This is a genomic window from Herbaspirillum sp. Her3, from assembly GCF_057961275.1.
This window is the reverse complement of record NZ_CM176328.1, coordinates 4885570-4900152: the sequence shown is the minus strand read 5'-3', so window position 1 is coordinate 4900152 and position 14583 is coordinate 4885570. Positions and strand designations below refer to the sequence as shown.

Sequence of the window (14583 nt, the reverse complement as noted above, 5' to 3'; positions counted from 1 at the left end):
TCAGGCGACCTTTTCCGGCGCCCAGATCGCCACGTCGGCGGTATCGACCTTCCGGGGCAGCAGGCCAGCGGCGAAAAAGGCATCGGCGATGCGTTGCTGTTCGCCCAGCGCTTCCCGCCTGACGGCGCGCACTTCGTAGCTGCGGCGGCTGTTGGCCAGTTCGATGGTCTCCGTGTCCAGCCCCCAGAGGGGTGCCAGGAAGGTGGCCGCTTCGCGGGGATGCTGTTTTACCCACAGGCCGGTCTTCTTCAGTTCGTCGAACACCACGCGCAAGACCTCGGGGTTGGCTTGGGCGAAGCTGGCCGAGGCCAGGTAGTAGCGCTGGTAATCGGCCACGCCCCGTCCATCCGACAGGATGCGCACCTGGGATTGGCGCTGCACGCCCGCCAGGAAGGGATCCCAGGTCACCCAGGCATCGACGCTGCCGCGCTCGAAGGCGGCGCGGCCATCGGCCGGCGACAGGTAGGCGGCATCGACGTCGCTGAACTTCAGGCCGGCCTTTTCCAGCGTGGCAATGAGCAGGTAGTGCACGCCGGCAGCCTTGGTCACGGCGATCTTCCGGCCCTTGAGGTCAGCAGGTTTGCGCAGCGGCGAATCGGCCCGCACCACGATGGCTTGCGCGGCCGGCGAGGGCGATTCCTGTGCCACGTAGGCCAGCCTGGCGCCGGCCGCCTGGGCGAACACAGGCACGGTATCGGCGACGTCGGCACTGAGGTCGACGCCACCGACGTTGAGTGCTTCCAGCAGCGGCAATCCGCTGGCGAATTCATGCCAGCTGATCTTTGCGCCACTGGGGCCGAGCAGCTTTTCCAGCGTGCCGTTGGCCTTGAGGATGGTCAGCAGGGTGGACGATTTCTGATAGCCGATGCGGATGGCCTTGCTGCTTTGTGCCAGTGCGCAGGCCGGCGCCAGGGCGCCCAGGCCGAGTGCTGCGCTGGCCTGCAGCAGGCGGCGGCGGGGTAGGTCGGTGGAGTGCTTGGACATGGATAGGCTCAGGAAAATGGAGGGTCAGGATTTCTGCTGGTTGGACTGCCGCCGCGCGTCGCGCCAGCCCAGGCTCTTCTGCTCGACGGCGCGCAACAGGCTGTCGCTGAGCTTGCCCAGCAAGGCCAGGATGAGGATGGCGGCCAACACCAGGTCGGGCCGGCTGCTTTCGCGTCCGTCCGAGAGCAGGTAGCCCACGCCCTTGGTCGCGGCGATCAGTTCGGCGGCCACCAGGAACATCCATGCCAGGCTCAGCCCGCCGCGCAGGCCGGCAAAAAGATAGGGCAGGGATGCCGGCAGCAGGATGTGGCGGATCAGCTCCGGAGTGCTCAGGCCCGAACTGGTGCCGACTTCGATGAGCTTGTGGTCGATGTCGCGGATGCCCGCCACCAGGTTCAGGTAGACGGGGAAGAAGGCGCCGATGGCTATCAAGACCACCTTGGGCGTCTCATCGATGCCCAGCCACAGCAGCAAGAGGGGAATCCAGGCCAGGCTGGGGATGGCGCGCAGGGCTTGGAAACTGGGTTCCAGCAGGGCTTCGGCGCGGCGGCTGATGCCTACCAGCAGGCCCAATGCCACCGCCAGCAGGCTGCCGATGGCAAAGCCGGCAGCCACCCGCGCCAGGCTCGCACCGATATGCGGCAGCAGTTCACCGCGCTGCGCCAGCGACCACAAGGTATGGGCCAGCTCGCTCGGCGGCGGCAGCAGGCGTGCGGGAATCAGGTCCAGCCGGGCGCCGGCTTCCACCAGCAGCAGGAAGGCCAGCGGCACGATCCAGCCGGTGAAGCGGCCAGGACGGTAGCCGTCATCATGCGGCCAGCCACGGCGGCGCGCGGGTTGCCTCGCGTGCTTGGTGGGCGCAGCGGCCCGCTCGCCGGCGCCAAGCGTGGGCGTGGCCTGCAGCGTGGCCGGGAGAGGAATGGGATCGGACATGGCCTCAGGCCTTCACCACGCCTTGCGCATAGCTGGGGTCGATCAGCGCATTGATGGTGCGCGGCAGGTCGGTGCCGCTCTTGACCAGATCCTCTTCCAGCAGGATGGGCGCGGCCGCGCGCAGGGCCTCGATGTGTTCGCGGCCGATCTGCGGATGCGAGAAATCGTTGCGCTTCAGTTGCAGCCGCGCCACCGGCGCCGACAGCTTGGACTCTTCCGACAGCAGCGCCACGGTCTCCTCCGGATGGGTGATGATCCAGGTGCGCGCACGCTCATAGGCGGCAATCACGCGCCTGACCTGATCCGGATGGCGCGCCGCAAAGCTGTCGCTGACGTTGAGGAAACCGTAGGTATTGAAGTTGACGTTGCGGTAGATCAGGCGCGACCCGGCTTCCAGCTCGCTGGCCGCCAGATGCGGATCCAGTCCGGCCCAGGCGGCCACGCGCCCCTGTTCCAGTGCGGCGCGGCCATCGGCGTGCTGCAGGTGGACGATCTCGACGTCGCTCTTCTTGAGGCCGCTCTCATGCAGCGCACGCAGCAGGAAGAGATAGGGATCGGTGCCCTTGGTGGCGGCGATCTTCTTGCCCTTGAGTTCGGTGATCGATTTGACCGGCGAGTCCTTGCCCACCGCCAGCGCCGTCCATTCCGGACGCGAATAGATGTAGACCGCCTTGACCGGATTGCCATTGGCCCGCGCCAGCAGCGCAGCCAGTCCGGCGGTGCTGCCGAAGTCCACGCTGTCGCTGTTCAGATATTCGAGCGCACGGTTGCTGCCCTGGCTCAGTACCCATTTGACCTCGGTGCCCTGCGCCTTGAGGTCGTCCTCCAGCCAGCCAAATTTGCGCAGCACCAGGCTGGGCGGCGAGTAATAGGCATAGTCCAGGCGGATGGTCTTGGGCGGCTGTTCCGCGCGTGCCAGCAAGGGCGTGCTGCCCAGCACGGTGGCGCCCAGCGCGGCCGGTGCCAGGCGAAGGAAGTCTCTGCGTTGCATGAATGGGTTCTCCCGGTATTGGATCGTCCCGCGTCACCTGGCGTGGTGCAGCCTTCCCCGGCTGCACGGGCGGAAAAGGTGGGACAAACCGACACTCTAAGGAGCAAGCGCAAGCGGCAGAACGACTATTTTCGCGCTTGCATATGCGGCCGGCGCATGTGGCTGGCCGCGCGGGAAGTCATGCAGTCTTGCAGAGGAGTGGTGGTGCACTGCTGTAGTTCTTCATTCCTCCAGTCCTCCAGTCCTTCAGTCATGCAGAGGACTCGTGGACGGGTGATGCAAACCAGCAGAGATGAAAGGCACCGCGACGGCCGGCAAGCCATCGTGCCATCCCCGAACGCTCAGGGCAGGCACAGCTCGAAGAGCGCGCCCCCGTCGGGGTGATTGGACAGCCGCGCTTCCCCCGAGCGGGTCTCCTTGTTGTGGGCGGTGGCAATCGCATTGCACAGGTCCATGCCCAGCCCGGTGGAGGGCTTCTTTTCCTGGGTGCCGATACCGGGGCCGTCGTCGCGCACGGTGAAGATCAGGCCCCCCGCCGGATCCTTGTGACAGCCCAGCGCGATCTGCGTGCGGGCAAAGCGGCTGGCGTTCTGCAAGGCCGCTTCCAGTGCCAGCGCCACCAGGTGTTCATCGAAGAAACCGATGACCGGCATGTCGGTTTCATCCACCGACAGCGCAATCTCGGTGCTGCGCGACACGGCGTGTTCGCGCACCAGGGCATCGAGGAAATCCAGTGGCGAGACCGCCTCGACCTGCGCGCGCAGGCCTTGGGAATCGGCCTTGTAGAGGGTCAGGAAGGCGATCAGTTTTTCCTGCAGGGCCAGACAGGTGACATGGGCCTGCTGGACGCGCGGCACATCGTCGGACAGGCGGCGCAATTCCCCCTCCAGCACGCCCAGGGAGTTTTTGATGTCGTGAATGATGATCGCGGCAAGCTTGGGATCCATGGTCAGCTCTTCGGGGCTACTTTGCTCAGGGTGTCGCGCAGGAACTTGTGCATCTTGGCGACTCTATCGTTGCCGGGAATGAGCCGGTCCAGCGTGGCCAGGTAGCCGCGCACGCGTTTGACGTAATCCTCATTCCAGCCGCGCTGGCTCATCCAGAGCAGATGCAGCTGCGCCGACGCCAGCAGCACGCCGGTGTTCTCTGGCATGCGCGCCAGCGCTTCTTCCAGCTTGGCCAGCGACTCGTCAGGCTTGGCGCTGCGCATCAAGGCATTGGCTTCGGCGATGATGCTCATGCATTGCTTGACGGCGCCATCGATCAGTTCCTCGGCCAGATTGGTCCGGCCGGTATCGGCCAGCACCTTGCGCGCGAGCATCTGCAGGGTCTTGTTCTCGTGGTCGGACTTGACCGCATCGGCGATCAGCCTGGCGCCTTCCTCGTCCTTGCCCATCGAGAAGGCTGCCTTGGCCAGGGCCAGGGTGGCGGTATCCGAGCTTTCCTTGCCGGCGGCCTGCTGTGCGGTCTCGAAGGCCTGCTGGGCGGAAATGGTGTCCCCCAGCTGCACGTAGGCCTGGGCCTGCACGGCGGCTTGTGCGGAGACGAAGATGTTGGATTCCTCATAGCGGCGCGGCGCGCTTTCCAGCAGGCGCAGCGCGGCGTCCGGGTCGCCGCTGTCGATGTGGACCTGGGCCAGCGAGAGCAGGTCGGTGGGCTGCGCAGTGAGCGAGCCCTTGGTGTGCTTGAGCACCTTGTCGTAGGCTTCGCGTGCCTGGTCGAGGTGGCCGCTGCGGTAGGCCACGTCGCCCACCAGGCGGCTGCGGCGCGCCGAGGGGATGATCTCGGAGGACTTGGTGAGCGCCTCCAGCGCACCTTCCTGGTTGCCCTGGGCTTCGTCGATCTGGGCCAGCAGGTCGTAGGCGGCGATGAACTGCTTGTTCTGCGCCAGCACGTCCTCCACGATCACGCGCGCATCATCCATCTGGCCGGCCACGATGTTGCAGCGCGCCAGGCCGATCTTGGCCCACACCAGGTCGTCGCGCATGGACAGGGCCTGCTTGTAGACCTCGCGCGCCTCGTCGATGCGGCGCTGTTCGATCAGCAGCGTGCCCTTGGTCTTCATGATTTCCACGATCCACTTGGGTGCGGCCTTCAACACGTTGTCGCATTCGAGGATGGCGCCGGCGAAGTCCTTGCGCTTCATCTTCTCGGTCACCGGCAGCATGGCGTGCTGTTTTTCCAGCAGGCGGTCGACGCGCTCGGCGATGCGGCTGGCCGTCAGCGGCTTCAACATGTAGGCATCCGGCTGGAACTCGGCCGCGCTGGCCACCAGGTTGTAGCCGCTCTCGGCAGTCACCATGATGAACATGCAGGTCGGGGAGAGCATGTTCTGGGTGCGGAAGAACTCCAGCAACTGCTGGCCGTTGCTTTCCTTGTTGAGGTTGTAGTCGCAGATGATCAGGTCATAGGTGCCGGATTGCACGAAGCGGATGGCTTCATCGGGCGTGGCGGCCTGGTCGACCTTGGTCACGCCAAGCTGCCCGAGGTGCATGCGAATGTTCTGGCGCATCGTCGGCATGTCGTCGATGACCAGGCAGCGCAGGGCGCTGATATGGCTAAAGGGCACTAAACTCATGAGAACGGTCTGTAATGCGATCTGTAAAGTGATCTGTAAAGCAAGCTGTCGGCTGGGCCCCCGGATCGCCTGGGATGATAATAATTTCCGCGGTGCAATATCGTGCGAGATGACGACTATTGCACGCCAGATGACCCAAAGCTGACGAATTATTCCTACCAAGTCGCGAGTGTGCCGTTTTTTTTCCTTCCATGCATCATTCCTCTGCGTTTTATGAAGTTTTTGGAAGGACTGGCTCTCGTATAATTGGGTTTTTCGCCCCCGATGAGGCGAGGGCCGACAAAAAGACTTGCACGAAGCACTGTTTTTTTATACAGTATCGCTCTATCGGGGCGGTCATCCACTGCCGCCGGGCAACACAGCAGCACGCAAGCCATATTGTGCAACATCAGCAAGACCTCCCCTGACACCCTTCTTCACGACATTTTGCCGAGAGAGATTTATGGACGACAAAAAAGCTGCGAACAACTCTGAAAAGAGCAAGGCGCTGGCCGCCGCGTTGGCACAGATTGAAAAGCAGTTTGGCAAGGGCTCGGTGATGCGCATGGAAGACGGCGTCATCGCCGAGGAAATCCAGGCCGTTTCCACCGGTTCCCTGGGCCTGGACATCGCGCTGGGCATCGGCGGCCTGCCGCGTGGCCGCGTCATCGAGATCTACGGTCCGGAATCCTCCGGCAAGACCACCCTGACCCTGCAATCAATCGCCGAGATGCAGAAACTGGGCGGCACCTGCGCCTTCATCGACGCCGAGCACGCACTGGACGTCACCTATGCCCAGAAGCTGGGCGTGAACCTGAACGACCTGCTGATCTCGCAGCCCGACACCGGCGAACAGGCCCTGGAAATCTGCGACGCCCTGGTGCGTTCGGGTGCCGTGGATCTGATCGTGGTCGACTCCGTGGCCGCGCTGACCCCCAAGGCCGAAATCGAAGGCGACATGGGCGACTCCCTGCCCGGCCTGCAAGCCCGCCTGATGTCGCAGGCACTGCGCAAGCTGACCGGCAGCATCAACCGCACCAACACCACCGTCATCTTCATCAACCAGATCCGCATGAAGATCGGCGTCATGTTCGGCAACCCGGAAACCACGACCGGTGGTAACGCGCTGAAGTTCTACGCGTCCGTGCGCTTGGATATCCGCCGCACTGGTTCGATCAAGTCGGGTGATGAAGTCATCGGCAGCGAAACCAAGGTCAAGGTTGTCAAAAACAAGGTCGCGCCGCCGTTCCGCGAAGCGCACTTCGACATCCTGTATGGCGAAGGCACTTCCCGCGAAGGCGAAATCCTGGACCTGGGTTCCGAGCACAAGGTGGTCGAGAAGTCCGGCGCCTGGTACAGCTACAACGGCGAGCGTATCGGCCAGGGCAAGGACAATGCCCGCAACTACCTGAAGGAACATCCGGAACTGGCCCGCGAGATCGAGAACAAGGTCCGCGTCGCCCTGGGTGTGCCGGAACTGGCCGGTGGCGAAGCTGAAGCCAAGGCTTCCTGAGCCTGGGCAACTGAGTCCGATTTGGATTCAAGCAGCATCACGGCGGCAGGGTTTGCCTGAGCCTTTGACGTCGCGATGTTGCCTGTTATTCCTGCTTGTGTACGCTGATCGGGTGCGTGAGCGGGGCGTTGTACTTGAGTTGTATTTGTATTGCATTACCGCATTACTGCTTTACCGTTTTAATGCATCGAAGCTTCACTGAATCAAAGCACCACCGACTCAGTGAATCAAAGCGTCACTGAATCACAGCTTCATTGCATCAAACTTCACTGCATCAACGCATCACGGTGGCCTGGCTTCTCGCGCTTGGTGCCGCAAGGTCACAAGGCGTCAGCCATCATGGTGTCTATTGTTTTTTTCGTTTCATCGTCCGTGTAGTCGAACGTCATGCCAAGACCGCCGATCAGCCTGAAAGCACGGGCGCTCAAGTATCTCTCTTCACGTGAGCATAGTCGCCAGGAACTTGCGCGTAAGCTTGCCCCTTACGCGCAAGAGGGCGATGACATCGATGCGCTCCTGCAATGGCTGGAGCAGTCCCGTTTTCTTTCCCAGGAACGTTTTTCCGAATCGCTGGTGCATCGCCGCTCGGCGCGCTATGGCAACCAGCGCATCTTCTCCGAACTGCAGGGCCATGGCATCGAAGGTGAAGCGATTGCCGAACTGAAGGCCGATCTGGCCGCAGGAGAAGGCGAACGCGCTGCCCAGGTGCTGCGCCGCAAGTACAGCGCACCGCCAGAGGACGCCGAGACCCGCGCCAGGCAGATGCGTTTCTTGCAGCAGCGCGGCTTTTCCCATCGCAGCATCCGCGAAGCTTTCCAGACCGCTTGGACCCACGAGGATGAGGACGAAGCTTCCTGAGCCCGGCTGCGGGCTGCTCCTGGCTGTTTGCAGCTGCTTTGCGCGTGCTCCTGTCTTCCACGACTCCTGCGACTCCCGCGACTCCTGTGGCTGCTGCGGCTTCTGTGGCTGCTGCAGCTCCTGTGATTCTTGTTGCTCTTGTGGTGCCTATGATTCCTGCTGCCATGCGCCGGCAGGATCACGCGGCGGGGGCGCTCAATCCGGCCTTTCTTGGACCGCCTCATCTCGAAATGACACCAAAACCGCAACCCGGCGTCCCGCCCCATGGTAATCCCGCCGCTTTGCGCTGCCCGATAGCGCTACCAGCCAACAGCCCGCGTGGCCTGTGCTAAAATTCGGAAGTTTTTGCTGCGGCGCGCAAGCCTGAGGAGATACCGCGTGTTGCCGGTTTGTTAAAACGGCGCAACGGGGATAGGCCAGCGTCTGGAGCAGAAATGGATAATGCGGACGCTTCGGCGCAAGCTGGTGCGTTTCGACTATCAGACCAACTAAAGCAGACGGCATGCATATGCCCAATTCGACGAATTCACTCGCAACCCGCGCAGCTCACGCCTGCGCCCGACTCCATCCGGCAACGGATGCGACACCCGCCTGCGGGTTGCAGTCTGCTTTCTGGTCGGCCGGCATGATGCCGGCTACCGAATTTCAATCCGGCAAGTCTTATTCATTCAGTGTCTAAAGGGAAGCTCCCATGAAAATCCATGAGTATCAGGGTAAAGAAATCCTGCGCCAGTTCGGCGTAACCGTGCCGCGCGGCATTCCTTGCATGTCGGTCGACGAAGTCGAAGCGGCTGCCCAGAAGCTCGGCGGCCCGGTGTGGGTCGTCAAGGCCCAGATCCATGCAGGCGGCCGCGGCAAGGGCGGTGGCGTGAAGGTGGCCAAGTCCATCGAGCAGGTCAAGGAATACGCCAACCAGATCATGGGCATGCAACTGGTCACGCACCAGACCGGTCCCGAAGGCCAGAAGGTCCGTCGCCTGCTGATCGAAGAAGGCGCTGACATCAAGAAGGAACTGTACGTTTCCCTGGTGACCGACCGTGTTTCGCAGAAGGTCGTGCTGATGGCCTCCAGCGAAGGCGGCATGGACATTGAAGAAGTCGCCCACAGCAACCCCGAAAAGATCCACAACGTCATCATCGATCCGGTCGCCGGTCTCACCGACGCGCAAGCCGATGACGTGGCCGCCAAGATCGGCGTGCCCGCAGAGTCCATCCCGGCTGCCCGCCAGAACCTGCAAGGCCTGTACAAGGCTTACTGGGAAACCGACGCTTCCCTGGCTGAAATCAACCCCCTGATCCTGACCGGCGACGGCAAGGTCATCGCCCTGGACGCCAAGTTCAACTTCGACTCCAACGCCCTGTTCCGTCACCCGGAAATCGTCGCCTACCGCGACCTGGACGAAGAAGATCCGGCTGAAGTCGAAGCTTCCAAGTTCGACCTGGCCTACATCTCCCTGGACGGCAACATCGGCTGCCTGGTCAACGGCGCCGGCCTGGCCATGGCCACCATGGACACCATCAAGCTGTTCGGCGGCGAGCCGGCCAACTTCCTGGACGTGGGCGGTGGTGCCACCACCGAGAAGGTCACCGAAGCCTTCAAGATCATGCTGAAGAACCCCGAACTGAAGGCCATCCTGGTCAACATCTTCGGCGGCATCATGCGCTGTGACGTGATCGCCGAAGGCGTGATCGCTGCTTCCAAGGCGGTTTCCCTGAAGGTGCCCCTGGTGGTGCGCATGAAGGGCACCAATGAAGACCTGGGCAAGAAGCTGTTGGCCGATTCCGGTCTGCCGATCATCTCGGCCGATTCCATGGAAGAAGCCGCCCAGAAGGTCGTGGCAGCCGCCAAGTAAGTCAACCCAATACGCCAGCCTGCGCGGCATGAGCCGCCGGCTGCAAGCCATTGCAGCCCAGGCGCCGCCCGCGGCGCAGGCATCACAGTCAAGGAAGAGAAATGTCGATCCTCATCAACAAAGACACCAAGGTCATCACCCAAGGTATCACCGGCAAGACCGGCCAGTTCCACACCCGCATGTGCCGCGACTACGCGAACGGCAAGAATGCCTTCGTCGCGGGCGTGAACCCGAAGAAGGCCGGTGAAGACTTCGAAGGCATCCCCATCTATGCCAACGTCACCGAAGCCAAGAACGCCACCGGCGCCACCGTCTCCGTGATCTACGTGCCGCCCGCCGGCGCTGCCGCTGCCATCTGGGAAGCCGTCGAAGCCGAGCTGGACCTGGCCATCTGCATCACCGAAGGCATCCCCGTGCGTGACATGCTGGCCCTGAAGGACCGCATGGCCAAGGCCGGTTCCAAGACCCTGCTGCTGGGCCCGAACTGCCCCGGCCTGATCACCCCGGACGAAATCAAGATCGGCATCATGCCCGGCCACATCCACAAGAAGGGTCGCATCGGCGTGGTGTCCCGCTCGGGCACCCTGACCTATGAAGCCGTGGGCCAGCTGACCGCTCTGGGCCTGGGCCAGTCCTCCGCCGTCGGTATCGGTGGCGACCCGATCAACGGTCTGAAGCACATCGACGTCATGAAGGCCTTCAACGACGATCCGGACACCGATGCCGTCATCATGATCGGTGAAATCGGTGGTCCTGACGAAGCCAACGCTGCGCGCTGGATCAAGGACAACATGAAGAAGCCGGTGGTCGGCTTCATCGCCGGCGTGACCGCGCCCCCGGGCAAGCGCATGGGCCACGCAGGTGCCCTGATCTCCGGTGGTGCAGATACCGCCGAAGCCAAGCTGGCCATCATGGAAGAGTGCGGCATCAAGGTCACCCGCAACCCGTCCGAAATGGGCCGCCTGCTGAAGTCGGTGCTGTAATTTCTGCCGCGTTTTCCGGGCGCCTCGGCCGAGGTGTCCGGAAGCCAGGCCGTAGCAGTCACATCAGTATCCGCACGACCAGCAAGACCAGCATGGGGAGCTCCGGCTCCCCATGTCATTTTTGGCGCGCCATCCCAAGAGGGGAGCGGCACCAATCGCGCACAACGCGGTCATCCCGCCATGCGCCCGACCAGAGGCGCTGTTTTCCCAAGAGGACATGCATGCAATTCCTGGCCAACCTGAACTGGGTGGCGGTCGCGCAGATCATCCTGATCGACATCCTGCTCGGTGGCGACAACGCCATCGTCATTGCGCTGGCCTGCCGCAACCTGCCCGACAAGCTGCGCATGAAGGGCATCGTCTGGGGCACCCTGGGGGCCATCGCCATCCGCATCGGCCTGATCGCCTTTGCCGTGACGATGCTGCAGCTGCCTTTCCTGAAGCTGGCCGGCGGCATCCTGTTGCTGTGGATCGGCATCAAGCTGCTCAACGAAGATGAGCAGCACACCGACATCGACGGCAGCGAGCGCCTGTGGGACGCCGTCAAGACCGTGATCGTGGCCGACCTGGTGATGAGCCTGGACAATGTGATTGCCATCGCCAGTGCGGCCGAGCAGGCGGAGGGAGAGCACCAGTTGCTGCTGGTGGTGTTTGGCATCGTGGTCAGCATTCCCATCATCGTCTGGGGCAGTACGCTGGTATTGAAACTGATGGAGAAATTTCCGGTCATCGTCACTCTGGGTGCGGCCTTGCTGGGCTACATTGCCGGTGGCATGATCTTCAGCGATGCCGCCGTGCAGGGCTGGCTGGAGGGTTTCATTGCCGAGACCGAATTCATGCTGCCGGGCGCCGCCGTGCACCTGAGCCTGCCGGGCCTGGTCGGCGCGCTGGGTGTGGTGTTGACCGGCCTGACGCTCAAACGCAAGAAGCAGGAGCGCAATACACCGACAGCCTAGCCGGCCATGGGGATGGCCGAGCCAATGTCCCGAACGCAAGCGTGCTGCCACACCGCGCCGCCAGGCCATGCTTGAGCCATGTCAGCGCCACTGCCGCACAAACCTGATAGCTTTGCAATTTTTTCGCTGGTATGCAGGACCGGCGCTGCCGATACTGGCAACGCCCTTTTCATTTTTACGAGGATCCCATGAAACCCGTCGTCTCCCGTCGCCCCCAACAAGGCTTTACCCTGCTCGAACTCATGGTCACGCTTGCCATCATCGGCATCCTCGCCATGCTGGGCGCGTCGCAATACCAGGACTACATCGCCCGCGCGCGCGTCTCGGAGGGCTTCAACCTGGCCGAGCCCTACAAACTGGCCGTGACCGAGCAGATCAGCTCCAACAATGGCGTCTTCACGGTGGCGCAACTGGGCCTGCCGGCTTTCACCCCGACCGATAATGTCAGCAAGATCGAGGTCTCGCCGATGGAAAAGCGCGGCGTGGGCGGCGTCATCACCATCACCTACAGCGCGCGCGTGGGCGACGGCGGCACGCTGACGCTGACTCCCACCATCGCCTCCGGCACCATCCAGTGGCAATGTGCGGCCAAGGATGTGAAGCAGGCGGCCACGCCCGAAGGCGCTACCCCCAATACCGGCTTCGTCGCCGGCACCCTGCCGGCCAAGTTTGCGCCGGCCAACTGCCGCGGCTGATCCACGGATTCAGCGTCGTCATGGCAGCATGAAAAAACGCGCCCAAGGGCGCGTTTGTCTTATCCACAGGGGAATTTGCAGTACTCGCCGGTTCAGGGCCGCGCCATTGTGATGTCGCTCTTGCCGCCGCGCTTTTCAGTCACGCAGATATCGGTCATGACCATGGTCTTGTCGACCGCCTTGCTCATGTCATAGACCGTCAGCAAGCCGACCTGCACCGCCGTCAGCGCTTCCATCTCCACCCCGGTCTTGCCGAAGGTTTCCACGCGCGCGGTACAGCGCACGCAAGCGCTGGCGGCATCGGTCTCGAACTCCACCGATACGTGCGTCAGGGCCAGTGGATGGCACAACGGGATCAGCTCACCCGTACGCTTGGCCGCCATGATGGCGGCGATGCGGGCGATGCCGAGGACGTCGCCCTTCTTGGCGGTGCCTGATTCGATGATGGCCAGCGTGGCCGGCTGCATGCGGATCACGCCCGTGGCCAGGGCCACGCGATGGGTCTCGTTCTTGGCGCCGACGTCGACCATGTGCGCCTGTCCGCCCTGGTCGAAATGGGTGAGGCCGCCGTTGGGCGCGTGATCGCCGGATGTGCTCATGATGATTCGCTGATGATGAAATGAAGGGAAGGGAGCGGGTATCATAGCAGGCAGCCTGCAGCGCACGCTGCCTCTCCTTCTTCCTGTCCGCCCTTGATGACTGGTCCATGCAACCAACCGTGACTGATTTTTCCCGCCGTCCCTTGTGCCGCCTGCTGATGCGTGCGGTGAGTGCCGCCTGTCTGTTGCTGCCCGCTGCCCCGCTGACGCTGCTGCCGCATCCCGGTGTGGCCCAGGGCCTGCCGACGCTGGGGGATACCGAACGGGAAGGGCTCTCGCCGCTGATGGAACGCAAGCTGGGCGAAGAGATCATGCGCGACATCCGCACCGACCGCGATTACGTCGACGATGGTCCGATCTCGGAATACCTCAACAATTTCGGCCAGAACCTGGTCTCGATCCACCCTGAAGTGCGAGGCGAGGCGGGGTTCGATTTCCAGTTCTTCATGGTGCGCGATCCCATGCTCAACGCCTTTGCGCTGCCGGGCGGTTTCATCGGGGTCAACAGCGGGCTGGTGCTGGCGGCGCAGTCGGAATCCGAACTGGCCGGCGTGATGTCGCACGAAATCGGCCACGTCGCCCAGCGCCACATCGCGCGCATGCTGGGTCAGCAGAAGCAGAACTCGATGATCCAGCTGGCCGCCATCGTGCTGGGTGCGCTGGCCGGGGTCTCCAAGGCCGGGGGCGACGCCGCCATGGCCACCATGATGGGCGGCACCGGGCTGGCGGTGCAGCGCCAGCTCAACTTCAGCCGCGACGCCGAGCGCGAAGCCGACCGCATCGGCCTGCAGATCATGCGCGATGGCGGCTTCGATCCGTCCGGCATGGTGACCTTCTTCGGTCGCCTGCAAACCGCATCACGCAATTACAGCGATGCCGTGCCGCCGTATCTGATGACGCACCCGCTGACCACCGAGCGTATTGCCGACATCCAGGCGCGCATTCGCGACCAGCGCTACAAGCAGCGCGTGGACAATCCCGAATTCCAGCTGGCGCGCGCCCGCACCCAGGTCTTGCAGAATGACAGCGTGCAGGGATTGCGCGACAACGTGGCCAGGTTTACCGACCAGGCCAGGCAGAATACCAAGCTCATGACGGCCGCCGCCAAGTACGGCCTGGCCTATGCCTACTATCGCCAGGACCGTTTCGAGCAAGCCGAGGCGGCCCTGAAGGAAGCCCGGGAAGCGGCGATCCCGATGAAGACCGGCATCTTCTTCGGCAGCCTCGACATCGACATCAAGATCGCCCGCAAGCAGACCCAGCAGGCGCTGCAGGTGGCCGAGGCCATGCGCCAGCAGTTCCCCATCTCGCGCAGCGTGGCGCGCCAGTATGCCGATGCCCTGATCGCCGCCAACCGCTATGACCAGGCCGTGGCCTACCTGCGCGACCAGGCGCAGCTGTACCGCTCCGACGCCCAGGTGCAGCAGTTGCTGGCCAAGGCCTATGCGGCCCAGGGCAAGCAGGCCCTGCAGCATCTGGCGCTGGCCGAATCCTATGCGCTCAACGGCAGCCTGCTGGCGGCCATCGATCAGTTGGGGATTGCGCGCAAGGCACCGGATGCGACCTTCTACGACCAGTCGCAGATCGATGCGCGCGAGCGCGAATGGAAGGCGCGCTGGAAAGATGAGCAGAAGGAGCTCAAAGACCGCAGCTGAGCCACCG

General features: G+C 63.2%; 13 protein-coding genes. 7 read left to right on the top strand and 6 right to left on the bottom strand.

Annotation, left to right across the window (positions count from 1 at the left end; translation table 11 throughout):
* The 5 genes from ACVC5H_RS22305 to ACVC5H_RS22285 all read right to left on the bottom strand — a co-directional run bounded on the left by ACVC5H_RS22305 (position 1) and on the right by ACVC5H_RS22285 (position 5486).
* Positions 1-984: an aliphatic sulfonate ABC transporter substrate-binding protein gene (locus ACVC5H_RS22305; RefSeq protein WP_489619901.1), complete on the bottom strand. Its 984-nt coding sequence runs from the start codon at positions 982-984 to the stop codon at positions 1-3.
* Positions 985-1008: 24 nt separating this feature from the next.
* Positions 1009-1917, bottom strand: coding sequence for an ABC transporter permease (locus ACVC5H_RS22300; RefSeq protein WP_489619900.1), 909 nt, complete (start codon positions 1915-1917; stop codon positions 1009-1011).
* A 4-nt stretch (positions 1918-1921) separates the two neighbouring features.
* Positions 1922-2908, bottom strand: a complete 987-nt coding sequence (locus tag ACVC5H_RS22295; RefSeq protein ID WP_489619899.1) for an aliphatic sulfonate ABC transporter substrate-binding protein — start codon at positions 2906-2908, stop codon at positions 1922-1924.
* Between the two features lie 341 nt (positions 2909-3249).
* A complete protein-coding gene (locus ACVC5H_RS22290; protein WP_489619898.1) occupies positions 3250-3855 on the bottom strand; it encodes a sensor histidine kinase in 606 nt (201 codons plus the stop codon).
* Positions 3856-3857: 2 nt separating this feature from the next.
* On the bottom strand, positions 3858-5486 hold the full coding sequence (locus ACVC5H_RS22285; protein WP_489619897.1) for a tetratricopeptide repeat protein: 1629 nt from the start codon (positions 5484-5486) through the stop codon (positions 3858-3860).
* A 442-nt stretch (positions 5487-5928) separates the two neighbouring features.
* Between ACVC5H_RS22285 and recA the strand changes: the two genes are divergently transcribed.
* The 6 genes from recA to ACVC5H_RS22255 all read left to right on the top strand — a co-directional run bounded on the left by recA (position 5929) and on the right by ACVC5H_RS22255 (position 12322).
* Positions 5929-6978 (top strand): recombinase RecA, encoded by a 1050-nt coding sequence (gene recA, locus ACVC5H_RS22280; RefSeq protein ID WP_008325554.1) that lies wholly within the window; start codon positions 5929-5931, stop codon positions 6976-6978.
* Positions 6979-7365: 387 nt separating this feature from the next.
* A complete protein-coding gene (recX, locus tag ACVC5H_RS22275) occupies positions 7366-7836 on the top strand; it encodes a recombination regulator RecX (RefSeq protein ID WP_489619896.1) in 471 nt (156 codons plus the stop codon).
* 691 nt (positions 7837-8527) lie between these two features.
* Entirely contained in the window at positions 8528-9688 is a 1161-nt protein-coding gene (gene sucC, locus ACVC5H_RS22270; protein WP_489619895.1) for an ADP-forming succinate--CoA ligase subunit beta, read from the top strand.
* A 101-nt stretch (positions 9689-9789) separates the two neighbouring features.
* Positions 9790-10671, top strand: a complete 882-nt coding sequence (gene sucD, locus ACVC5H_RS22265; RefSeq protein ID WP_013232695.1) for a succinate--CoA ligase subunit alpha — start codon at positions 9790-9792, stop codon at positions 10669-10671.
* A gap of 221 nt (positions 10672-10892) precedes the next feature.
* Positions 10893-11627: a TerC family protein gene (locus ACVC5H_RS22260; protein WP_489619894.1), complete on the top strand. Its 735-nt coding sequence runs from the start codon at positions 10893-10895 to the stop codon at positions 11625-11627.
* Positions 11628-11815: 188 nt separating this feature from the next.
* Complete coding sequence (locus tag ACVC5H_RS22255) at positions 11816-12322, top strand: pilin (protein ID WP_489619893.1); 507 nt, start codon at positions 11816-11818, stop codon at positions 12320-12322.
* 92 nt (positions 12323-12414) lie between these two features.
* Here ACVC5H_RS22255 and moaC read toward each other — a convergent pair whose 3' ends face one another.
* The gene (gene moaC / locus ACVC5H_RS22250; protein ID WP_489619892.1) at positions 12415-12921 is read right to left on the bottom strand and encodes a cyclic pyranopterin monophosphate synthase MoaC; all 507 of its coding nucleotides are present in this window, start codon (positions 12919-12921) and stop codon (positions 12415-12417) included.
* Between the two features lie 107 nt (positions 12922-13028).
* On the opposite strand from moaC, the gene ACVC5H_RS22245 reads away from it, so the two are divergent.
* Positions 13029-14576 carry a beta-barrel assembly-enhancing protease gene (locus ACVC5H_RS22245; protein ID WP_489619891.1) on the top strand — a complete coding sequence of 516 codons (1548 nt, stop codon included), beginning with the start codon at positions 13029-13031 and terminating at the stop codon, positions 14574-14576.
* Positions 14577-14583: the final 7 nt, after the last annotated feature.